This is a genomic window from Vibrio sp. QJM3NY_27 (assembly GCF_057785955.1).
This window is the reverse complement of the sequence record NZ_CM173511.1, coordinates 2505046-2527001: the sequence shown is the minus strand read 5'-3', so window position 1 is coordinate 2527001 and position 21956 is coordinate 2505046. Positions and strand designations below refer to the sequence as shown.

General features: G+C 44.3%; 16 protein-coding genes, 2 tRNA genes and 2 pseudogenes. 11 read left to right on the top strand and 9 right to left on the bottom strand.

Going from position 1 to position 21956, the window contains the following annotated elements; all coding sequences use genetic code 11:
- Positions 1 to 109: 109 nt before the first annotated feature.
- Together ansA and sppA are read right to left on the bottom strand one after the other, a co-directional pair.
- Positions 110 to 1126: an asparaginase gene (ansA, locus tag AC3CIA_RS11170; protein ID WP_004734091.1), complete on the bottom strand. Its 1017-nt coding sequence runs from the start codon at positions 1124 to 1126 to the stop codon at positions 110 to 112.
- 118 nt (positions 1127 to 1244) lie between these two features.
- Complete coding sequence (sppA, locus tag AC3CIA_RS11165) at positions 1245 to 3095, bottom strand: signal peptide peptidase SppA (protein WP_488518126.1); 1851 nt, start codon at positions 3093 to 3095, stop codon at positions 1245 to 1247.
- A 279-nt stretch (positions 3096 to 3374) separates the two neighbouring features.
- Here sppA and AC3CIA_RS11160 point away from each other — a divergent pair, with 279 nt between their 5' ends.
- From AC3CIA_RS11160 to AC3CIA_RS11150, 3 genes are all read left to right on the top strand, one after another.
- The gene (locus AC3CIA_RS11160) at positions 3375 to 5384 is read left to right on the top strand and encodes an NADPH-dependent 2,4-dienoyl-CoA reductase (protein WP_171314190.1); all 2010 of its coding nucleotides are present in this window, start codon (positions 3375 to 3377) and stop codon (positions 5382 to 5384) included.
- A gap of 220 nt (positions 5385 to 5604) precedes the next feature.
- The gene (locus AC3CIA_RS11155) at positions 5605 to 6153 is read left to right on the top strand and encodes an NAD(P)H nitroreductase (RefSeq protein ID WP_265974376.1); all 549 of its coding nucleotides are present in this window, start codon (positions 5605 to 5607) and stop codon (positions 6151 to 6153) included.
- 115 nt (positions 6154 to 6268) lie between these two features.
- Positions 6269 to 8230 (top strand): DNA topoisomerase III, encoded by a 1962-nt coding sequence (locus AC3CIA_RS11150; protein ID WP_488518125.1) that lies wholly within the window; start codon positions 6269 to 6271, stop codon positions 8228 to 8230.
- A 60-nt stretch (positions 8231 to 8290) separates the two neighbouring features.
- Here AC3CIA_RS11150 and AC3CIA_RS11145 read toward each other — a convergent pair whose 3' ends face one another.
- Positions 8291 to 9292, bottom strand: a complete 1002-nt coding sequence (locus AC3CIA_RS11145; RefSeq protein WP_237300046.1) for a DUF3080 domain-containing protein — start codon at positions 9290 to 9292, stop codon at positions 8291 to 8293.
- Positions 9293 to 9299: 7 nt separating this feature from the next.
- The gene (locus tag AC3CIA_RS11140; protein WP_237300048.1) at positions 9300 to 9986 is read right to left on the bottom strand and encodes an SDR family oxidoreductase; all 687 of its coding nucleotides are present in this window, start codon (positions 9984 to 9986) and stop codon (positions 9300 to 9302) included.
- Positions 9987 to 10247: 261 nt separating this feature from the next.
- Between AC3CIA_RS11140 and AC3CIA_RS11135 the strand changes: the two genes are divergently transcribed.
- On the top strand, positions 10248 to 11168 hold the full coding sequence (locus AC3CIA_RS11135; RefSeq protein ID WP_237300049.1) for a histone deacetylase family protein: 921 nt from the start codon (positions 10248 to 10250) through the stop codon (positions 11166 to 11168).
- Positions 11169 to 11233: 65 nt separating this feature from the next.
- Here AC3CIA_RS11135 and AC3CIA_RS11130 read toward each other — a convergent pair.
- Positions 11234 to 11324, bottom strand: a tRNA-Ser gene (locus tag AC3CIA_RS11130).
- Between the two features lie 325 nt (positions 11325 to 11649).
- Here AC3CIA_RS11130 and AC3CIA_RS11125 point away from each other — a divergent pair.
- Genes AC3CIA_RS11125 through AC3CIA_RS11115 form a run of 3 tightly spaced genes read left to right on the top strand, consistent with a single transcriptional unit; the run spans position 11650 to position 13538 of the window.
- Positions 11650 to 12093, top strand: a complete 444-nt coding sequence (locus AC3CIA_RS11125) for an RrF2 family transcriptional regulator (RefSeq protein ID WP_004734067.1) — start codon at positions 11650 to 11652, stop codon at positions 12091 to 12093.
- Between the two features lie 38 nt (positions 12094 to 12131).
- Positions 12132 to 13316: an NnrS family protein gene (locus tag AC3CIA_RS11120; RefSeq protein WP_065204962.1), complete on the top strand. Its 1185-nt coding sequence runs from the start codon at positions 12132 to 12134 to the stop codon at positions 13314 to 13316.
- 30 nt (positions 13317 to 13346) lie between these two features.
- The gene (locus tag AC3CIA_RS11115; protein WP_065204961.1) at positions 13347 to 13538 is read left to right on the top strand and encodes a hypothetical protein; all 192 of its coding nucleotides are present in this window, start codon (positions 13347 to 13349) and stop codon (positions 13536 to 13538) included.
- Positions 13539 to 13970: 432 nt separating this feature from the next.
- Here AC3CIA_RS11115 and AC3CIA_RS11110 read toward each other — a convergent pair.
- From AC3CIA_RS11110 to AC3CIA_RS11100, 3 genes are all read right to left on the bottom strand, one after another.
- Positions 13971 to 14061, bottom strand: a tRNA-Ser gene (locus AC3CIA_RS11110).
- 138 nt (positions 14062 to 14199) lie between these two features.
- Complete coding sequence (locus AC3CIA_RS11105; RefSeq protein WP_488518124.1) at positions 14200 to 16008, bottom strand: DUF3413 domain-containing protein; 1809 nt, start codon at positions 16006 to 16008, stop codon at positions 14200 to 14202.
- Between the two features lie 28 nt (positions 16009 to 16036).
- A complete protein-coding gene (locus AC3CIA_RS11100) occupies positions 16037 to 16264 on the bottom strand; it encodes a YejL family protein (protein ID WP_004734063.1) in 228 nt (75 codons plus the stop codon).
- Positions 16265 to 16348: 84 nt separating this feature from the next.
- Between AC3CIA_RS11100 and yejK the strand changes: the two genes are divergently transcribed.
- The 4 genes and pseudogenes from yejK (at position 16349) to AC3CIA_RS11080 (ending at position 20084) form a co-directional block, all read left to right on the top strand.
- Positions 16349 to 17353, top strand: coding sequence for a nucleoid-associated protein YejK (gene yejK, locus AC3CIA_RS11095; RefSeq protein WP_017079528.1), 1005 nt, complete (start codon positions 16349 to 16351; stop codon positions 17351 to 17353).
- A gap of 105 nt (positions 17354 to 17458) precedes the next feature.
- Positions 17459 to 18248, top strand: a pseudogene (locus AC3CIA_RS11090) (Hpt domain-containing protein); the annotation flags it as partial.
- Positions 18249 to 18433: 185 nt separating this feature from the next.
- Positions 18434 to 18829: pseudogene (locus AC3CIA_RS11085) on the top strand (Hpt domain-containing protein); the annotation flags it as partial.
- A gap of 76 nt (positions 18830 to 18905) precedes the next feature.
- The gene (locus AC3CIA_RS11080; RefSeq protein WP_237290283.1) at positions 18906 to 20084 is read left to right on the top strand and encodes a chemotaxis protein; all 1179 of its coding nucleotides are present in this window, start codon (positions 18906 to 18908) and stop codon (positions 20082 to 20084) included.
- 95 nt (positions 20085 to 20179) lie between these two features.
- Here AC3CIA_RS11080 and nhaC read toward each other — a convergent pair whose 3' ends face one another.
- Positions 20180 to 21616, bottom strand: a complete 1437-nt coding sequence (gene nhaC, locus AC3CIA_RS11075; RefSeq protein ID WP_017079531.1) for a Na+/H+ antiporter NhaC — start codon at positions 21614 to 21616, stop codon at positions 20180 to 20182.
- Positions 21617 to 21956 lie beyond the last annotated feature (340 nt).

Below are 21956 nucleotides of genomic sequence, written 5' to 3'. Positions count from 1 at the left end.
GCCTGCGATTCCCATAAAACGACTGGGTTAATGCGAAGGTTTTGGTTAAACGTATAGCTAAACCTCTGAACCTATAGCTCTAAACCTCTAAACCTATAGCTGAACAAGCTTATAAACTCATCTCACCGCGCAACACTTGTTGCATTTGATCCTTCACTTGTTCGTAGCTTAAGTTTTGGCTCAACAGGTAATGTAACTTCGCCAGTGCCGCTTCTGGTGTCATATCGTAACCACTGACAACTCCAGATTCTGCTAGTGCGCAACCCGTCGCGTAACCACCCATATTGACTTTACCCGCCAAACACTGAGTTAGGTTCACTACAATCACACCTCGTTCTGATGCGTCTTTTAAGTGCTGAAGTAGCTCTTGATTTTGTGGTGCGTTACCAACACCAAAAGTAAGCAAAATCATTGCGTTAACAGGTTGTAGTAGCGTGTTGCGAATCACCTCATGTGAGATACCTGGGTACATAGTGATTACACCGATGGGTTGCGGAGTAATGTTATGAACCTTGAAAGCACCTTCAGGTTGCTCGTTTACCTTAACGTTATTGCTGATCTGGATATTGATACCCGCTTCTAGCAATGGGGTTAGGTTTGGAGAGGTAAACGCATTGAAGCCATCTGCGTGTGATTTTGTGCTGCGGTTACCGCGCATCAACTTGTTGTTGAAAAACAGTGTCACTTCGTTGATCGGGTAGTTCGCTGCAATGTGCAGAGCGTTCAGCAGGTTGGCTTGTCCGTCTGAACGTAACTCTGCCAATGGGATCTGAGAGCCCGTAACAATCACAGGTTTGCCGAGGTTTTCCAGCATGAAAGACAGAGCAGAGGCGGTGTAAGCCATTGTGTCTGTACCGTGTAGGATAACGAAACCATCGTACTTATCGTAGTTCGCGCGAATATCATCAGCGATAGTCTGCCAATCAAGTGGCGTCATATCTGAAGAGTCCATTAATGGAGAGTATTCATGAATGGTGTACTCAGGCATTTCTGGGCGATGGAATTCAGGCATGCCAGCTAGCTGCTTATCCATAAAACCTGCGACTGGGACATAGCCGTGGTCCAAAGACTTCTGCATGCCAATTGTGCCGCCGGTATACGCGATATAGATGTGTTTTCTTTCCATGGCGATTAATACTTAGTGTGATATAGGGAACAGGGGGGCGATTATAGCGAATTATCATGCAATAAAAAGAGGCGCCTCACACAGAGGCGCCTCTTGATAACAAAGCGTTGAGCTTATCTTATTGAACTTGGCAGTTTAAGCAAAAAGCGTATCGGCCTTGTGGGTCGTTAAAGTTGCCTAACAGCTGGCTATCTTGAGCTAACTGCTGAGTAACAGGTTGTAAACTGCTTGGAATCATTGATTGAAGATCAAAGCCTATCGACATCTGAACTTGATTCATAAATTCTTGAATAAATTGTTCAGTCGTTGAAAGTGGTTCTTCTACCCAGTAGATGTTGTAGGTTTCAAGCTCCGCAAGTGAAGCCGCTGCTGCAATCGCATCATCAAAATCACCAATTTCATCGACTAGACCTTTCTGGATTGCATCTTGGCCAGTCCATACTCGGCCTTGAGCGATCTTGTCGACAGCATCGACTTCTATGCCGCGATTCTCTCCAACTAGGCTAATGAATCGGCGGTAACCGTTTTCAATGCCCATTTGGAACGCATCTTTCGCGCCGTCGCTAAGCCCAGTCGTAATACCAAGACCAGAGAAAGGTGACGTACCAACGCCATCAGTGTAAATACCAATATCGTTCAACCCTTTTTCGAAAGTTGTGATAACACTAAAGATACCAATCGAACCAGTTAAGGTCGTTGGTTGAGCCAGGATCTTGTCCGCTCCCATCGAGATCCAGTAACCACCCGAAGCGGCAAGGCTAGACATAGATACAACAACCGGCTTGCCCGCTTGCTTGATCGCTTCAATTTCATTGCGAATCACTTCTGAAGCAAATGCGCTACCACCTGGGCTGTCTACACGAAGTACAACAGCTTTTACTTTGTCGTCGTTGCGCGCTTGGCGAAGTAGTGCTGCTGTCGTATCACCACCAACGGTGCCACGTGGCTGCTTACCATCCATAATTGCACCGCTAGCAACAATCACAGCAACATCGTGCGATTCACTTGTTAGGTCTGGAAGCATGGTTGTACGGTACTCGTAGTACCCAAACGCGTTATAGCTGTCTTGACCATCACTGCCGAAGACGTCAGCAAGCTCTAGTCGTACTTGCTGGCGAGTTGCCAGTTCGTCAACCAAACCAAGCTTCTCTGCCAGTTTTGCGATATCGCCATCAACCGACTCAAGGTCTTTTAAGAAAGAGTCCATGCTTGGGTTCAAGGTCTTAGCATCGATCTGACGGTTGTTGCTTACGTCATCAACGTATGCTCCCCATAATTGGCCTAACCAGCGAGAAGCAGATTCTTTCGCTGCATCTGACATGTCGTCACGAATGAAAGGCTCGATAGCTGACTTATAGGTACCAACACGGAAAACGTGCGTGTTGACATCTAGCTTCTCTAATAACGTTTTGTAGTAAAGCGAATAAGCGCTGTAGCCTTTAAGAAGAACCCCACCATCTGGTGATAGGAAGATTTTAGTTGCGTAGCTGGCTAGGTAGTATTGGCTTTGGTTGTAAAAGTCACCCACCGCATAAATTGGTTTGCCAGTTGCTTTGAACTCGTTGAGTGCTTTGGCAATGTAGCGAAGCTTGGTCAGATTGGTTTCTGGCAGTTCTTTGAGTGCTAAAACGATACCCGTAACGTTGTCATCGTCTTTGGCGTAGCGAATCGTCTCAACAATATCAAACAGGACGTTCTCTTTTGGAAGGTCTTTGCCAAGCAGTGAACCCGTGACCGAATCCATCGGGTTGATATAGCGACTTTGCTCCACGATAGGACCAGACAGGTTAAGTACTAAAGCCGATTCCTGTGGAACGGTGGGCTGAGCTGTGTCTGAGTGGAAGTATACAAAGTAGATGATGGCGATACTGAGTAAAAAGAAGAGGTTAACGAGCGCAAGACGCACAAACGTGATGAGCTTCCAAATCCCTTTAAAGATCATACCTATAAATTTGAATATCTTTTTCATTATGTCTCCGCAGTGAGATCACGTGGCTTTAACAAGCAACAGTACTATTAATCTCAATAATATGAACTGCTTAGTATCCTACGATAATTCCCTAGCTCAAACTACACCAAGAATTGTTAATCGATATATATTCTCATTAAGTGTAGACAAATTAAGGGTTTCTGAACGATTAATACCTTCAGCATTATGATCGGTGTTACAAAAATGTAAACGGTTGTTTGAACTTTTGGTGATTGAGTTATATTGTGGTCAGACCACAAGGATATAATAATAGAAGTGATGTCTGCCATGTACCCACATTTACTCGAACCACTCGATCTTGGATTTACTCAGTTACGTAACCGTGTATTGATGGGATCAATGCACACGGGTTTAGAAGAAAATAAAGAAGGCCTCCACAAGCTTGCCGCGTTTTATGAAGAGCGAGCAAAAGGAGGCGTTGGCCTTATTGTTACCGGTGGTTTCTCTCCTAATTTACGTGGCAGATTGACCCCATTTAGTGCTGAGTTCAGTAAAGTTAAGCACGCAAAAGCTCACCAAGTTGTTACCGAGGCCGTGCATAAGCATGGCGGTAAAATTGCCCTTCAGTTGCTGCATGCTGGCCGCTATGCAATGCACCCATTCGCGCAAAGTGCTTCGGGCATCAAAGCGCCAATCGCTAAGTTTGCACCGAGTGAGATGAGCCCTCGTCAAATTAAAAAAACCATCGGTGCCTTTGCCAACAGTGCAGAACTAGCTCAGGTTGCTGGCTATGACGGCATTGAGATCATGGGCTCTGAAGGCTACTTGATTAACCAATTTATCTGTAAACGTACCAACATGCGTTATGACGAATGGGGCGGTTCTTATGAGAAGCGCATGCGTTTCCCATTAGAGATCGTTAAATCGATTCGCGAAGCGGTGGGTAAAGATTTCATCATTATTTTCCGCTTATCGATGCTGGATTTGGTTGAGCAAGGTAGCACGTTCGAAGATGTTGTACTTCTGGCTCAGAAGCTAGAAGAAGCGGGCGTGACCATTATCAATACTGGTATTGGTTGGCATGAAGCTCGTGTTCCTACGATTGCGACTCAAGTACCAAGAGGGGCATTCTCTTGGGTGACGGAAAAAGTTAAACCATACGTGTCTATCCCAGTGGTGACATGTAACCGTATCAACACGCCAGAAGAGGCCGAACGTATCCTCAGCTCAGGACAGGCCGACATGGTATCAATGGCTCGTCCATTTTTGGCTGACCCTGATTTCGTAAATAAAGCGGCTCAAGACCAAGCTCAGTTCATTAACACCTGTATCGGTTGTAACCAAGCTTGTCTTGATAACGTATTCAAAGGCAAAAGAGCGAGCTGTTTGGTGAACCCTCGAGCTTGTTACGAAACTGAAATTGTTGTGCAACCTGCCGAAGCGACCAAAACTATTGCTGTTGTTGGCGCTGGGCCTGCTGGTTTAGCCTGTGCGACGACGTTGGCACAGCGTGGTCATAATGTTGATCTGATTGAGAAAAATGACCGTATCGGTGGACAATTTAGATTGGCAATGCAGATTCCGGGGAAAGAAGAGTTCAGAGAAACCATTCGTTACTTTGCTAACCAAATAGATGCATCAGGCGTGAACTTAAAACTGGATACTGAAGCGACGTTTGAGATGTTGTTGAAGTACGATGAAGTCGTAATGGCGGCCGGTGTTGAACCTCGAAAGCTTGATATTGAAGGGATAGATCAAGAAAACGTAGTCGACTATCAAACCTTGATTCGCGAAAAGACACCAGTAGGCGAAAAAGTCGCGATTGTTGGTGCCGGTGGTATTGGTATTGATGTGGCAACTATGCTGACAGAGCCGACCTCTCACAGCTTGGACGACTGGCTGCATGAATGGGGCATTGATAAGAATATGGAACACCCAGGGGGACTTTATCCTTATCCTGATTCGTTCAGTGATAAAACGGTTTGGGTGATGCAGCGTAAAGTCGGGCGTGTCGGTAAAGGCCCAGGTAAAACTACAGGTTGGATTCATAAACGCACATTAGAAAAACGTGGTGTGAACTTACTTGGTGGCGTGAGCTACAACAAGATTGACGACCAAGGTCTGCACATCAGCGTTGGTAAGAAAGATCAGGTACTCGATGCCGATTCCGTTATCGTGTGTGCGGGTCAGGTTTCAGTTCGTCCATTCGAAGACATGTGGCAAGAGTTTGGTGGCAAGCTTCACGTGATCGGCGGTGCTGATTATGCCGGTGAGTTGGATGCGGTACGAGCTATCCGTCAAGGTGTTGAGCTAGCTATTAAGCTGTAGAGCGGGTTATCAAGCCTTAGAACATCGTTAAATTTTCTCGCTAAACTAGCTTGAAGTGGAAAAATAAATAAGGCTCCTAAGTCATAGATTTAGGAGCCTTTATTGTTTCTACTGTCGTTTCAAATATGGCTTCAAATGGACAGCTGTTGAGATTTATTATCGTTTGTGTTTTGTGCTACAGTTCAACTATACAAACAATAAAAATTAGTAAGGACTTCAAATGGATGCTTTGGATCTATTGCTCAACAGACGCTCAATCGCAAAACTCTCTGATCCAGCACCTGAAGGTGTAGCATTAGAAAACATCATCAAAGCGGGCTTACGAGCTCCAGACCACGGAGCTCTAACACCATGGCGCTTTGTTATCGCGCAAGGTTCTGGTCTACAAAAGCTTTCAGACATCTTGGTGCGCGCCGCACAAGCCGATGAAAGCGAAGAAGCGGTTATCGAGAAAGTTAAAAAAGCGCCGTTTCGAGCTCCAATGGTGATTACCGTGATTGCAAAAGTGACCGAGCACGAGAAAGTGCCTGCATTCGAACAACACCTATCTGCGGGTTGCGCTGCACAGGCGATGCAAATGGCGGCCGTCGCTCAAGGTTTCCAAGGTTTTTGGCGTTCAGGTAAGTGGATGTTCCACCCTGAAGTACACCAAGCATTTGGCCTAGAAGGCGACGATGAAATTGTTGGCTTCCTGTATTTAGGTACTCCGGGCTGTACGCCAATGAAAGCGCCAGAACGTGACTTCTCAAAGTTCGTCGAGTTCTTGTAAAGAAAGCTGAAGTTTGAATAGTGGAATGCTAACTGTATAAACAACCAGTTTTCCTTGATTTCTAGGGGCCACATTAGATAATGTGGCCCTAATTGTTTGTAGCATCTGGAAAAACATGTCTCGTCTTATCATTGCTGAAAAACCAAGCCTAGGCCGCGCTATTGCCGCCGCACTACCGAATCCACAGAAGAAAGACCAAGGGTTTATTAAGTGTGGCAATGGGGATGTGGTGACTTGGTGTATTGGACACTTATTGGAGCAGGTTGAGCCAGACGCTTATGACGACCGTTATAAGAAGTGGAACTTAGCCGATCTTCCTATCGTGCCGGAGCAATGGCAGCTGAGACCACGCAAGACTTCCAGCAAACAGCTCACGGTGATCCGAAAGCTATTGAAGGACGCGACACAAATTGTCCATGCGGGTGACCCGGATAGAGAAGGGCAGTTGCTGGTTGACGAAGTGATTGATTACTGCAAGGTGTCCAAGGCCAAGAAAGAGTCGATGGACAGGCTGCTGATCAGCGATTTGAACTTACCAGCAGTGAAGCGTGCGCTCTCTCAAATGCGCAGTAACCGAGATTTTATTCCATTGTCTGTTTCTGCTTTAGCACGCTCTAGAGCCGATTGGTTATATGGCATGAACATGACCCGAGCTTACACCTTGCTTGGTCAAAAGGCGGGTTACCAAGGCGTGTTGTCGGTAGGGCGAGTGCAAACGCCAGTACTTGGTTTGGTTGTAAGACGTGATGAAGAAATCGAAAACTTCATTCCGAAAGATTACTTCACTCTGCACGCTTTGATCCCTTATCAAAACAACGGCCAGAGCTTTGATATTCGAGCGCGTTGGAAACCAAGCGAAGCATGTAAACCATGGCAAGATGAAGAAGGTCGCGTGCTCAATCGAAAGCTGGTTGAGAACGTGGCTAACCGAATTACGAATCAACCCGCGACGGTGACGGAATCAGAGCAAAAGCAAAGTAAACAAGCTGCGCCATTGCCTTATTCGTTGTCAGCCTTGCAAATTGATGCGTCTAAGCGTTTTGGTATGAGTGCTCAACAGGTACTCGACACTTGTCAGTCGTTGTACGAGAAGCACAAACTCATCACTTACCCACGTTCTGACAGCCGCTATCTACCTAAAGATCACTACTCACAAAGAGAGTCGGTCGTGGATGCTATCGCTAACAATGCGAAAGATCTGCAAAGTGGTGCTCAAGGTGCGGACCTTTCTCTTAAATCAAAAGCATGGAACGACAGCAAGGTTGATGCTCACCACGCGATAATCCCAACACCGAAGAAATCATCGGTGAATGGTCTGTCTGCCAATGAGATGAAAATCTATCAGCAAATCGCTCGTCAGTATCTAATGCAATTCTACCCACCTGCGGTTTTTGCTGATGCTAAGCTGGTTTTTGATATCGCTGGTGGCGTGTTCATCGCTAAAGGACGTCAGCTTATCAACACGGGCTGGAAAGTGTTGATGGGTAAAACGGACACTGAAGAAAAAGGTGATGGCACAGATACGGTTCCTCCGCTGGATAAAGGAACTGTGTTGACGTGTCGTGAAGGCATTATTGGTGATAAGAAAACTGAGCCACCAAAGCACTTCACGGAAGCGACCTTGCTACAAGCGATGACTGGTATCGCGCGCTTTGTCGCAAACAAAGACCTTAAAGCCATTTTGAAAGAGACCGATGGTCTTGGCACAGAAGCAACCCGAGCGGGTATTCTAGATACTTTATTCAAGAGACAACTGTTAACGCGACAAGGTAAAAGCATCCATAGTAGTCCGGCGGGAAGAGGCTTGATTAATGCTTTACCTGAGGACTCGACCTTTCCCGACATGACGGCTCACTGGGAGCATCAGTTGCAAGGCATGGCTGAACGAAATCAAGCGTATCAACCTTTCATGCAAGAGTTAGAAAGCAAGATCGACGGCTTGATGGGCAAGGTAAAAACGGGTGAAGTTCCTGAATCCCTACGTCATCTTCCTAAAGTGGAAAGACCGGCCTTTAAGCGCCGTAAAAGTGGTGGGACAAGGAAGAAGACTTACGCTAAGAAAGGTACTAAAAGCTAAGAATTAATTGTTAGGGACTGAGATCAACAACTGTCCATTATTTGATATTTGAAGCCGGGATTAACGACCGACTTTGCGCCCGCAGCGCTTAAACAGCTGCTGCCAATAATCAACGTGGCGGCGAGTGGATGATCGAAAGGCTTGATGCGCATCTTTGATGGGAAAGTAATAACTGTGTAGCTCAGGCTGTGCGTCAAACATAGCAAGTTGCGGGGCTAGCTGCTGATAGTAGCCATCCAGTTGCGCCATGTAAGGTTGAACCTGACCAATATATTGTTGCTCGAACACATTGTTAAGGTAGCGAAATTTCGTTGTGTCTCGCTGTTTTCCGCAGATGATGTTCGCATCAAAAGTAGTGAGTTGCTTGGTGATGGTATCAAGTTCAACTGACGCACGAGCGAGCGAATAGTATAAATCCCCGAGCGTAGAGCTCTTCTCTAATATTTCTTGAACCTCAATAGTCTTGCCGGAAACGAGCGGCGCGTTTAACGCTTGGTTGAGATGTTCTAAGGCGCCACTGGTTTGTCGTACCTGATCGCCGATATCAGCACGTAACCACTGACTACCACGCATTTGCGACTGCATGGCATCGCTGGCATAGATTAGATTCCACTGGTGCAGCGGAAACTGTGTGAGTTTCTGCTGCTCGATTTCTTTCAGTAGCTCTACGACCTCAGGGTCTAATTCGCTAGCGGATAAACATTTGCCAACACCTGCAAGTAGGGCGACTTGATAATCGTAATTACGAAACTCATCCGCGACTTTCCCAAGAACCGAATTTCTTTCTGCAATCAGATTGAACAATCCACACTGACGAAGCTGGTAACTGTCGATGAGACCGATAGAAAGCGATGGCACGTCAATCAACAGTTCTCTTTTTCTCGGTAGGTTTTCAAATTCCCATTCCTCTTTTATCTGGTCAACATCTTGTACTCTAGCTATCTTGGTTTGGTAGTCGTCGAATAAGTCTCCGGGGCCATCACGGAAACAGCCAGCTAGCATCACCGTCAGACAAAACAGTGTTGAGTGCTTAACTAGGTTTGAGAGAGGGCCATCATTCATCTGCGGGTTACCAGTCTATTTCACTGCCATCGAAATTGAAGAAGTGACCACTTACTTCAGTATTCGCGGACTCGATGACTTTGATAAGACCTGAAGCCGAAGTGTCGGTGTCGATGAGAGCGTTTGGCCCACCCATTTCGGTCTGTACCCAACCTGGATGCAGAGCTAACACGGTAACGCCATTATCGGTTAAGTCGTTACTTAGGCTTTTTACAACGGAGTTTAGAGCGGCTTTGGAGGAGCGATAGATGTAGCCGCCTCCCGAGGTGTTCTCAGTCATGCTACCGACTCTAGAGGACAGGCAAGCGACCTTTTTGATATCGCTGTCTTCTAGTAGAGGTAATAGCGCTTCGACAAGCTTCAGTGGGGCAATAGTGTTGACTTCGAATACGCGGCGCCACTCTTCGACATCGGTATTACCCAGACCATAGCCTTTAGGACCATAGTAGCCAGCGTTGTTGATCAAGATATCAATCGGCTCCATTTGCGAAGGGAGTTGGCCTACTGCTTGGTAATCGGTTATCTCTAATTGAATGCAGGTCAAGTTGGTGTTGTTTTTCGCCAATGACAGAAGTGCTTCTGCGGAGGAGGCATCACGATAAGTCGCGTACACCTTGTGGTTACCTTTTAAGTACTGCTGAGTCAGGCTTAAGCCAATGCCGCGGTTCGCTCCAGTAATAAAAATTACGCTCATGGTGATTCCTTTTCAGTTCAATTAGTTAAGTTTGATGGCTTAACACGAGAAAATCAACGCTCCACCAACTGGCCATTAGCATACCTATAAAAATCATTACTGCTGCCATTGAGCCGCAGATCACCCCAAAGATGAGTATTAGGTTTTTCATAGCTGTCTCTTTTTGAAAGTTTAGATAATGATAACTATTATCATTAATTAAGGTTGTCGCCTAGGCTGAGACTGTTATGATTTTGAGAAAGATACGCAATTAACCTGATTATGATTCCTTTAATTTACCACCCAATCTATTCGCAGTTACCTTTACCAGAAGGTCATCGTTACCCAATCAACAAATATCAGTTGTTACACAGTGCTGTTGAAGCGTTAATGGATAGCGATCCTCTATGGAAGAGCCAGTTTGAAATCTTCCAACCAACGCCGGTTTCGGTTGAACAGGTAAAACAGGTTCACGATAGTGAGTATGTGGATTTGCTTGTTTCTGGTAATTTGCCCGCGGCGAAAATGAGACGCATCGGGTTCCCGTGGAGTAAACAACTTATTGAGAGAACACTCTACTCAAGTGGTGGAACCTGCTTGGCCGCTGAAATGGCAATAGAGAGTGGTTTAGCGATTCATTTGAGTGGTGGTTATCATCACGCACACTATGATTTTGGTAGTGGCTTTTGTTTGTTGAACGATCTGGTGTTAGCGGCAAAACATGCGCTGACCTTTGAACATATCGATAAAGTGCTTATCGTCGACAGCGATGTTCATCATGGCGATGGCACAGCAACTCTTTGCCAAGAGAATGACGACATCATTACTTTGTCGTTCCACTGCGACAAAAACTTCCCTGCACGAAAACCGCTATCTGATTTAGATGTGCCGTTAAGTCGTGAAACAGAAGATAAAGAGTTTCTGCGTTGTTTTGAACAAGTCACTAAGTTAGCGATTGCTCACCATCAACCTGATCTGATTATTTATGATGCTGGGATCGATATCCATCAAGACGATGAATTGGGTTACTTGAATGTTTCGACAAAAGGGATATTTGAACGCGACTGTTTCATGGTTGAATTAGCGAAATCAGAGTCTATTCCGATGGCATGCGTAGTCGGTGGCGGATATCGAACTCAGCACCAAGATCTGGTTCCAATTCACATGCAGTTATTGAAGGCCGCATTTGCTGTTAGCAGTTGAGCGGTGAGCTTGTGTGATCTCCAGATACAAAAAAGCCGCTGATTTCTCAGCGGCTTTTTTTAATGTGGTGGAGGGATAGGGATTTGAACCCTAGAACCGCTATTAACGGTTGCCGGTTTTCAAGACCGGTGCTTTCGACCACTCAGCCATCCCTCCAATGGCGCGTATAATATAAGGCTGGCTTTGGCTTGTAAATACCCTTATCAACTGACTGCTTTTTTTATGAACAAGTTTGTGCATTTTTATATGGTTAGAGTGAAAATACATCGAAAAATCTTCCTGATCGTTTCGACTTCGGGGGGTAGGTATCATTTGAGGAAGGAAAATGGAGAAAGGATCGAATACAACTGATGTGAGGAACGTAATTAGGACCGAAGCCTTGGCTTTTGGTGTGTAGCCACCATTCCTCATTAGGGTTAACTTGCCTTTGCTGTCTATAAGATTCATAATGAATGCATCTTATAGAGTGAAATATCCCACCATGCATATCACACGTTACACTGATTATTCCCTACGAGTTCTGATCTATTTAGCGATCAACAACCAATCTCTTAGCACCATCGGCGACATTGCTAACAGTTATGGTATTTCTAAAAACCATTTAATGAAGATCGTTCAGCAACTCAACCTCAAAGGACATCTGATCGCCACAAGAGGAAAAAATGGTGGTTTGAAACTCAGTTGTCATCCAAGTCAGATCAACATAGGTACGTTAGTTCGAGAGTTAGAAGACAAACGTAACTTGGTTGAATGTTTTGGCGAGGATAATAGCTGTGTCATTACACCAAATTGCCAATTGAAAACTATCTTTGCTGAAGCTCAAGAGTGTTTTTACAAAAGCTTAGACGCTTATAGCTTGCAAGATCTCCTCGGCGAAGGGCACAGCTACAAGCTAGGGCAACTATTGGCGGTTGAAGTTATTTAAAAGTAAGCAAGTTTTGTTTACTCACTAGGTTTACGATGATGAAAGATTTAAATCAAAACCCCAACAATGGCGTTTCAATGGCGGCATTTTTCGAACTCGCGTTTCGACCATTTTTTTTGTTTGCATCACTTTTTAGTATTGCTGCATTAGTTGGTTGGGCTGCTTTTTGGAATGGCAGTACAACCTTAAATGTTTATGGCGGTGCAATGTGGTGGCATATTCATGAAATGTTGTTTGGCTTTGCAGCCACTGTCGTGGTTGGTTTTTTACTGACGGCCGTACAAAATTGGACGGGTGTCCGCAGTATTAACGGACGCGGGTTAATGATACTTCTGGCTCTATGGTTGTGTGCGAGAATAGCCATGTTCCTACCTGAGGTTCTAAGCCCTTGGTTGGTGGCTGGACTCGATTTACTGTTTTTACCGATCGCTGTAATTTATCTTGCCCACAATATTGTCAGTGTGAAGCTTTGGCGAAATCTGTTGTTCATTCCTATTCTGCTGCTTATGACCTTTGCCAATGCTGCGATGCACTATGGTGTTCTATTTCAGCAGCCACTCTTAATTTCACAAGCTAGCACAAGTATGGTGCTGTTGGTGACTCTAGTCATGTGCATTATGGGTGGACGAGTTTTTCCTATGTTTACCGCTAATGGCACACAGACACCACGAACCCCTGCATTACCATGGCTTGAAAAGCTGAGCATCGTGAGCACGATTTTCGCCGTTGTGTTGAGCTTTCAGATACTTCCAGTTCCACAAAGTCTCGTTGCTTTCGTGTTTATTGCCAGTGGCTTGGCAAATGCGATTAGGGCAGTAAGGTGGAAAATATGGGTTGCTTTTAAGACTCCTCTCGTGTGGTCTTTACACTTAAGCTACTGGGCCATTTCGTTAGGATTGGTCTTGTATGGCGTTTCGATCATTTCACCATTGGTCACGCAATCACAAGCGATTCATGCCTTAACCGTTGGTGGAATGGGAGTGATGATCTTATCAATGATCTCACGTGTCTCTCTAGGACATACCGGTCGAACTATCGCGATTGGTAAAATAATGACTGCGGCGTTAATCGCCATTGTTTTTGCCTTTTTTGTACGAGTGTTTGGCGGGTACTTTACCCATAATATTGTTTATATCATTACCTTATCCAGTGCTCTGTGGGTTGTCGCGTACAGTTGTTTCGTTGTGTTGTACTTACCAATTTTAATAAAACCAAAAGCTTAAATTACTACAAGTTGCGAATGTTCAATATTGATGACTTTAAAGTTGCATTTAAAATACATCTTTAATATTATGTCTGCAGTGAATGACTTAAACACAATCAAAGAGAGTATGATTATGAGCTGTTGTGGCGGATGTGGTGGTTCAAACCACGAAGAAAAAGCAAATGAAGCTGAACAAAAGAAACAAGCAGAGCAGCAAGAGACTAAGCAAGAAAACGCTTAATTAAAGTAGCGCTCAAGCCAAATTTAGAAATCCAGAGACTTAGATGAAGCCTCTGGATTTTTTTTATTTTTATGGATTTATGATGAGTGCCTGAAACAAGCCTAAACACTATTCGAGCCTGCAGTGAATTCTGACTCTCTAGCGAGTAACTGTACCCGATTGGCATGCACCACCGTCTAGTCATATTGAATGAACGCGCTGTGCAGATAAGTTTGGTCTAAGGTATGTATCGATGACTGGAGTGCGGAGAGAATATAAATTGAGCTAGCCAGTGATATTCAAACAGCTATAGAGTCGTAACAGGGCTTTAAACTGTTCAGAATGAACCAAACAATCTGTCTTTGGGGAATAGTTGAATATTAAACTTTAGATTCGATTCACTTTACGCTAGACGCAAAAAAGCCGCTAATTTCTTAGCGGCTTTCTTTAATATGGTGGAGGGATAGGGATTTGAACCCTAGAACCGCTATTAACGGTTGCCGGTTTTCAAGACCGGTGCTTTCGACCACTCAGCCATCCCTCCATTGGCGTGCATAATATAAGGGGGAGAGTGCCTTGTAAACCCTTAATTATCATAATCTTGTTTGGTTGCTTGTTTTCTAGTCATTAGCGGCAATAAAAAAGGGAAGCAGCATGCTTCCCTTTTTTATATGGTGACTAGTTAATCATTTTTTGTGTAGAAACGCTGCAGCTCTGTTAAGCCTTGCATTAATACTGGTAAGCGAGGGCTTACATCTTTTAGGCGTTTGTAGTTTTGGTCATACAACTTGTAGTTACCAAATTTATCTAACACAGTGGTTTGCTGGTCGGTAACAAGGGCAAGTTCACGTGAGTCACCCGCGAGAATCCACTTTCTGTTACGCTCATTAAACAGGCTGCGACCGCTACTGAAATCTGTTGGGTTTGAAGATACGCCCAATAGCTCTTGCATCAACGTTACGGACACGTCTAAATGACTAGAACGGTGAGTATATTCAGAAGCAGACTTACCAGGCCAGCTGATAAATAGTGGCACTTGTAACTGATAACGACTGTAGTTGGAGTTTGCGCCCCAGCTGTTGGTCTTAGTTTCGTTAAACTCGCTACCGTGATTAGAGGTAATGATAACCACCGTGTTGTCGGTTAGCTCTAAGCGTTCCAGTTCAGCGTAGATTGTTGCTAGCTGAGCATCGGCTGCTTGAGCAGACTTTTGATAGTCTGCGGCAAAACGTTCTGCAGTCGTTAACGTTGAGTCTGACTCTGAACTTGAATCGTAGCTAGAGAAGTTATCCAGCGTGGTCAGCTCAATGAAGTTAAACCAAGGACGTTTAGCTTGTGGTGATTGAATCCAGTTAGACCAAGCTTGTATCGCGCTTTTGTCATCATAAGTTGCTTGCTCTGGCATAACATCACGGCCTCGGAAGATGATTTCCGAGTAAAGTGCATCGTCAAAGTTGTCGCCACTGAAAGCCGCAAACTTATAATTGTGATTATCTAAAACGTCCAACAGTACTGCACTTGAACCCTGAGCTTCGATGCTGCTTGCGTAGCTGCTTGGAAGGCCATAGAACAAACCGAAGATACCAAACATGTCGTTACTTGAACTGTAGTGATTGGTGAAGTTGATCGATTGTTGTGCGTAGGCATAGCTGTTTGGCATCGCTGTGGCATTAAGTGCATCAGAGCGAAGGTTGTTTACACTCACCATCAGGATATTAAGATCATCACTGCGGCGGTTGTATTGAATTTTTTCGAGCGGGTAGCTAACTAAGTTTGCGTTCTCTTTGTTGGCTTCTAAACGCTGTAAATATTCTTCACGGTCTAATAGGCCATGTTTTTCCATAAAGCTTTTCGCTGTCATTGGGTATGACAGTGGGAAGTTCGCTTTCTGGCTAGTAATTGGGTTGTAGAAATACGCATCAGCCCACATGTAAGTCAAGTGGCTGCTGATGAAACACAAGAAGAAGACGGCAGTAATCGGACGGCCAATGTGTTTATGAGACAGTTTACGTTGCTTACGCCAAACCCACTCAGACAGACCTAGCTGTAATAAGAAGATAAGTGGCATAACAATGAAGAGGTGTTGCAAATCAGATGTGAATGCAGACTCCTCTCCACTGAATAAAACCTCCCACACGACAGGTGTCAGGTGGAGGTTTATATTTTGATACGTTTGGGTATCAATCAGTAGGACAGTTAAACCTATGGTTGCAAAGCAAACGGCAACCAAACGTAATAACTTCCTCGACGGAAGAATAAAAGTGAGCGGAAACAGCACTAATAGATAAAGCGCGAATACTAAAAACCCGAAATGACCAACCCAAGATGCAGCCAAATAAAATTGACCCAATAGGGTTTCTGGCCAAGCAGATTGAGTAATATAACGAGTACCAATCAACATCGCAGCAATGATGTTGAAAAATGCAAACCAGTGACCCCAACCAACAAGTCGAGATACGCGATCGCTATATGAGTTTGCGCTGTCTACCATTTATAATTCTTTTATCCGTCAATCAAATTTAGTGAGACTTTTTATCTTCAAGAGAAGAGATTAAAGCTTCGGCAAATTTTTCAGCAATTCCTTTGCGTTGTGAAGCAGCAACATTCTGATTTAAGACATTGGTTGCGATATTTCCAGCGATCATCAGTGAAAGTTCTGGTGAAGCTTTGTGCTTAGTGAGTACAGCACCTACTTCAGCTAGGATTTTTTCAACTTGATCATCTGTGTATTTAGATATAATCGGCATAAGGACTCTAATAATGATAGTAAAAGCGGCTTATGATAACCTACTATGCACGACAACTGAAACCTGAACGGTAATATTTTCACTATGAGCCTTCACCTTTCCAACGTAATTTTACACCAGCTGAGCAAGAACGATCAGGATGAACTGATTGTTAACTATCGTGCTGAATCTCTAGAGAACGATGCTTCATCTGAAAGCCTAGTTGCTGAACTTCACCGTGTTTTTAATTCAAAAGCAGGTAAAGGGTTTGGTTCTTTCAAATCCGACAGCGAATTCCAGCAGTCGTTGCATGAATTTCGAGCGGGAGAGCAAAGTTTCTATGATTTCTCTCAAAAAAGTGCGCTACGTCTAAAAGATGAGTTATCGAAATACCCATTTGCTGACGAAGGCACTTTGGTACTCGCTGAATACCAATCACTGGCGACAGACTACCTTTTCATCGGTTTACTGCCTTCGAACCAAAGTTTGAAAGTGACTGAAGGGTTAGACATCAGTGCGACTGATTACCTTGATATCTCAAAGATGGATATTGTGGCGCGCCTTGACCTTTCAACATACGACACAGACAAAGAGTCAAACCGTTACTTAACTTACATTAAAGGACGTGTTGGCCGTAAAGTCGCGGATTTCTTCTTAGATTTCTTACAAGCTGAAGTCGGTTTGGATGCGAAACAGCAAAACCAAGTACTGATGCAAGCGGTAGAAGATTTCGTTTCAGACTCTAAGTTAGAAAAAGAAGAAGCGATCAGCTATAAAAAGCAGGTTGCGGATTACTGTAACGAACAGCTAAAAGCGGGCGATGAAGTTCAAGTTCGTGAACTTTCTGGAGAACTGCCAGCAAGCACTGATGGTACAAGCTTCTTTGACTATACTAGTGAGCAAGGCTACGAGTTAGAAGACAGTTTCCCCGCTGATCGCGCAACTATGCGTAAACTAACAAAATTTGTTGGTGCTGGTGGCGGTTTGAATGTTAGTTTTGATAGTCTGCTTCTAGGCGAACGTATCTTTTACGATCCGGAGACAGACACGCTAACGATTAAAGGCACTCCACCGAACTTACGTGACCAACTGACTCGCAATAAGTCATAGTCCGAAGTTAATGAGTAAAAGCGGCAGCAAGATGTTGTCGCTTGTTTTGTGCTTAGTCTTTTAGCAAGTGTCATGGCTTCAAGTTAACACGCACAAGGAATATAGATGGAACAATCAGTAGCAAAGCCCAAACGCTTTAAAAAACCGGCCACTTTCTTGGTTGTGCTCTTGGCTCTGTGGCTACTTCCTTCATTGGCTCTCCTTAATCTAAGCCGTTCCTACACCAATTCTCTTGCTCAAATTGAAGAACTCGGTATTCGCGTCAATGAATTGAGGCAATCGCTTTATTTCTCTGAGCCGCTGCGAGTCTCTCGTATCAATGAGTTAGCACTTGATGCTCAGTTGGTTTATTCGATCCGACTGCAGATTGAATCTGATTTTCAACACGCCTTGTTTCGTCCTGATGCGAATCAACTGCTTTACGTAGCCGATCAGTTCCTAGAAAAGTTTGATGAGTTCATCCCGATAGAAAGCCAGGTTCAAGACATCGTTGACAATATTAAGATACTGCGCGCTGATAAAGAGCTTTCCCCTAAACTAAAACCGCTACTCAATGAATTCGGCGTTGTTGTTTTTGAAGCGATGTATTCTGACAATCAAAGCTCGTCAGCGACTTATCGTGCGTTTGATTCCATTCTAGAAAAATCATATTCATTAAAAACTGAAGAGCAAGACGCACTGCAACAGTTATTGGCTGATGCCTCAGCGTTGTTGAGTGATTACGCTCAGCTCAATTATTTAGTCGATAAAATCAAGAAAAACTCGGTGAACGAACAGATCATTAAACTTGAAGCTGAGTTCCATGACCGTCAGTTTAACCTATTGCTAGTGATGCTAGGTTTAAGCTTGGTAACGATGATCACACTAGTGTTGTGGGACGTTAGATCGAGAAAATTGATTCAACAAACAGACAAAGAACTGAGTCCTGAACCATTAGCCGATTCAAGTAAGGAAAATGCTCTCTCTGCGGTGAGACAACCAACTAATGACCCTTCCGTATTGAAGATTACGCCAACGAGCAAACATTCCGACCTTCAAGCTCAAGAGGGCATTAACGTAGCAAGCCAGGAAATTGTTCAGCAGAACACAGAGGAAGCTCCAGTGGCAGAGAAACACATTGCAAGTGTCACTGATTCAAAGCCTGCGATTGATATTGAAGACATGCTAGAAACGCTTGATGGTGATGCTGAGTCTGTCGAATTGCTACTTGGCGTCTTTGTACAAGATCACGCTGATGATTACACGAAGTTCAAATCTCTTCTCACTAAAGATGAAACCTCTGCTGCTCGTATTGTACATAGCTTAAAAGGTGTGGCAGGCAGTATCAAAGCGTCTCGATTAGCGATCATTGCAGCAACTATTGAAATGACAATGAAACAGTCGAGAGCGATCAGTGAACACGATTTAGAAGAACTAGAGGCGGCAATAAAAGCCTCTATAGATGCTGCGTTTGAATATTTAGATAAGCAGCGTTAACTTTTGTAGGAATTTTGACAATACTCTGACGAAGTGCTCATACAATCCGCGCCCTTAGTCTTTGTCAGAGGTTTACATGTTAAGATTTTCGAGTCGACGTTGGATGGTGTTGGTGCTTAGTATTGCGCTAAGTGGTTGTTCTCTATTAGAAGTTAAGTTAGATACTCAGACGACGCCTCTCACTCAACAAGAGCTGAATGCTCGAATCATGACGCGTGAATACGCCAAGATGTTTTTTATGCGAGTAGAAGACTCTGCCGATCTCATTGCTCAATCTTACCCTGCTGATGACACCTTACATCAATCTTATGTCTTGCTTTGGAAGATCCATGCGGAGCAGGGCTTACAGCAAGCGGCTTATCAAACTTCACCGATGTCTGCCTTAATCGACTCGTGGGTGTTCACTGCCCAAATGAATCAGTTTTATCGCCAAGGCGATGGTGCGGATCTGTTCGCGACGGATCATGCGGTAGAGACTGCTCGTTTTCTTGATCAAGAAGCAGAAAAACTGGCAAAGGGTGTATTGAGCTCGAGTGATTTCAAGAACAGCAAAGTGTTCGTTGCGCAGTTTGCTGCTAGCCACCCATTTAAAGACCTCACATTCAGAATCACCCCCGCTTACCGTGAATGGCTGAACTATCTAGGTAAAGACGAGTCGCAAATTGTCCAGAGCTTAGGCACCATGCCAGAAGCAATGAGTGACGCATCCGATCGTTTAAGTTTGATGGCTGACCAGACGCCTAAACTAATGTCTTGGAAAGCGGAGCTGGTTGCGTTAAACAGTTCGCTAACGGGTGAAGACCTGTCTATGACATTAGAAAGTCTTCGTCAAACGTCAGCAAGCATGCAAGACTTCATCGAGAACAACCCTGAGTACATGCAAACACTGGCTTCTATTATGTCGACAGAAATGCAGCCTCTACTCAACGACCTTAGCGACAAGACAGACCAGAAATTAGCGATGCTCACTGAAGAGCGTGTAGCGTTAGAAAAAATGGTGACACGTGAAAGAGAAGCTCTGGTAGAGATGATTGCGAAAGAGCGCATTGAGATTGCAGGTATCGTGACTTCAGAGAGGGAGTTGTTTACGCAAGACCTTGACCGCGTATCTCAAGAGGTGGTGGTACTTGCTATTGATAAACTGATGGAGTTAATCAAAGGTGTGATTATCTACTTCATCCTGTTTATCTTAGTGGTGTTCTTTGCACCGTTAGGCATCGGTTACTGGCTGGGTAAGCGAACCATAAATAGATGAACCAGTAGATTAAAAAAGAGCGCTCTAGGGCGCTCTTTTTGCATTTATATCATTAACGTTTTTGTGCTTACTTTCTAAAGCTCTGAGGCATTAACTTATGCTTGCTGCTTAGTAAGCTCTGCCGCTTCTTCAGTTTCAACGGCTGGTGCTGTTGGTTCACACTTATCAACGAACCAACCCATGTAAGAGGTAACGATAGTCACGATGATACAGATGAAGCTTAGCCACATGAACGGTGCGTAAGATAGCGTTGCAACGCCTAGAATACTCGCCATATAGATACCGTTATCACTCCAAGGAACCATACCTGACGTTAACGTGCCACCAAACTCAGCATTACGAGATAGGTTCTTACGTTTGTAGCCCAAGCGGTCGTAGTTCTTCGCACAGATTTTTGGCGTAAGGATTAACGATACGTACATCGCAGAACCGAACACGTTACCCATGAAAGCCGTACCAATTGTGCTCGTTGCTAGAGAACCTGCGCTGTTTACACGGCGCTCGAACACTTTAGCAATTGTCTCTAGTACGCCCACTTTATCCAGTAAGCCACCAAAACCTAGACCAAATACGATAACCGCGACCGAACCAAGCATTGAAGACATGCCACCACGGTTAAGAATTGAATCAATGAATTCTACGCCAGATGAGATAGAGAACGGTGCCCAAGCAGTGTTGAATGCCGTTAGGAAATCGATCTCTTGGATCATGACTGCCCAGATAATACCAAGCAGAGAACCAAAGCTGATTACTGGGAATGAAGGCATACGGAAAGCCAACAGGCCAAGCACGATCAGTACTGGAACGAATGAGTAAGGCGTGATGTAGAACTGAACTTCCATTGCTTTGATGACAGAATCTACTTGGCTCATGTCAACATTACCTGCGTAGTGGAAACCAAACGCAGTAAACATGATGCCAGTAATAATGTAGCTGATTAGCGCAACAGGCAGCATGCCTTTGATGTGTTCAACCACTTCGACACCAGACATTGAAGAAGCCAGAATCACTGAATCAGAAAGTGGAGACATCTTGTCACCGAAGTAACAACCTGATAGCACCGCACCCGCTGTAATTGGTGCTGGAACACCTAAGCCTTGGCCAATACCCATCATCGCGATGCCTGCAGTACCCGCAGCACCCCAAGACGTACCGGTCGCCAATGCGGTTAGAGAACAGATGATCATGGTCGCTAAAAGGAAGATAGAAGGGTGGATAGCTTTCAGACCATAGTAAATGATAGTAGGTACGATCCCGCCTGAGATCCAAGTACCAACAAGAGCGCCAACGGCTAAAAGTATTAAAACCGCGCCTAAGCCATTGGATATTCCTTTGAGTGCTGCTTTTTCTAAGTCTTTGTATTCGTGGCCAAGACGAATACCAAGAACCATGATAATGAACCAACCAATATACAAGGCAAGTTGAATTGGAAGGTCAAGCTTTGCTGTAAAGGAAAAAGCAAGGGATAGAAATAGTCCTAACGCGATGAATACCTGTAATAGGTTCGGTAGGCGAGTTTTACTCTGCTTCATAAAAGCCTCTTGTTAATTCGAGCATTTATAGTGCTTCGTTATAGTGTGTGGTGCAAAACGGACACTACAGTAATTAGTTTATTATATCGAAAAAATACGCCCAAGTTGTGATATTTGACTGTTAACTCAATCAATTGTGGTTTCATAATCTGAAATTTTGTTAAATTCATGATTGTTACATGTTGAAGTTTGTCGCACGTTGTTTTCGTTTTGTAAAATATAATTCTGATTAACCTTGGATTAAAAGAGGGATTTACTGTTTGTGATGGGTGTCGATTCAAGCAGTTTTGGTGATGTAAATATTTGAATTTGACGATAATGGGTGCTTTAACAATGGTGT

Excerpts from the sequence above, each read along its gene's own strand:
- ansA (WP_004734091.1), bottom strand. The coding sequence starts at position 1,126 with ATGGAAAGAAAACACATCTATATCGCGTATACCGGCGGCACAATTGGC.
- sppA (WP_488518126.1), bottom strand. The coding sequence starts at position 3,095 with ATGAAAAAGATATTCAAATTTATAGGTATGATCTTTAAAGGGATTTGG.
- AC3CIA_RS11160 (WP_171314190.1), top strand. The coding sequence starts at position 3,375 with ATGTCTGCCATGTACCCACATTTACTCGAACCACTCGATCTTGGATTT.
- AC3CIA_RS11155 (WP_265974376.1), top strand. The coding sequence starts at position 5,605 with ATGGATGCTTTGGATCTATTGCTCAACAGACGCTCAATCGCAAAACTC.
- AC3CIA_RS11150 (WP_488518125.1), top strand. The coding sequence starts at position 6,269 with ATGTCTCGTCTTATCATTGCTGAAAAACCAAGCCTAGGCCGCGCTATT.
- AC3CIA_RS11145 (WP_237300046.1), bottom strand. The coding sequence starts at position 9,292 with ATGAATGATGGCCCTCTCTCAAACCTAGTTAAGCACTCAACACTGTTT.
- AC3CIA_RS11140 (WP_237300048.1), bottom strand. The coding sequence starts at position 9,986 with ATGAGCGTAATTTTTATTACTGGAGCGAACCGCGGCATTGGCTTAAGC.
- AC3CIA_RS11135 (WP_237300049.1), top strand. The coding sequence starts at position 10,248 with ATGATTCCTTTAATTTACCACCCAATCTATTCGCAGTTACCTTTACCA.
- AC3CIA_RS11125 (WP_004734067.1), top strand. The coding sequence starts at position 11,650 with ATGCATATCACACGTTACACTGATTATTCCCTACGAGTTCTGATCTAT.
- AC3CIA_RS11120 (WP_065204962.1), top strand. The coding sequence starts at position 12,132 with ATGAAAGATTTAAATCAAAACCCCAACAATGGCGTTTCAATGGCGGCA.
- AC3CIA_RS11115 (WP_065204961.1), top strand. The coding sequence starts at position 13,347 with ATGACTTTAAAGTTGCATTTAAAATACATCTTTAATATTATGTCTGCA.
- AC3CIA_RS11105 (WP_488518124.1), bottom strand. The coding sequence starts at position 16,008 with ATGGTAGACAGCGCAAACTCATATAGCGATCGCGTATCTCGACTTGTT.
- AC3CIA_RS11100 (WP_004734063.1), bottom strand. The coding sequence starts at position 16,264 with ATGCCGATTATATCTAAATACACAGATGATCAAGTTGAAAAAATCCTA.
- yejK (WP_017079528.1), top strand. The coding sequence starts at position 16,349 with ATGAGCCTTCACCTTTCCAACGTAATTTTACACCAGCTGAGCAAGAAC.
- AC3CIA_RS11080 (WP_237290283.1), top strand. The coding sequence starts at position 18,906 with ATGTTAAGATTTTCGAGTCGACGTTGGATGGTGTTGGTGCTTAGTATT.
- nhaC (WP_017079531.1), bottom strand. The coding sequence starts at position 21,616 with ATGAAGCAGAGTAAAACTCGCCTACCGAACCTATTACAGGTATTCATC.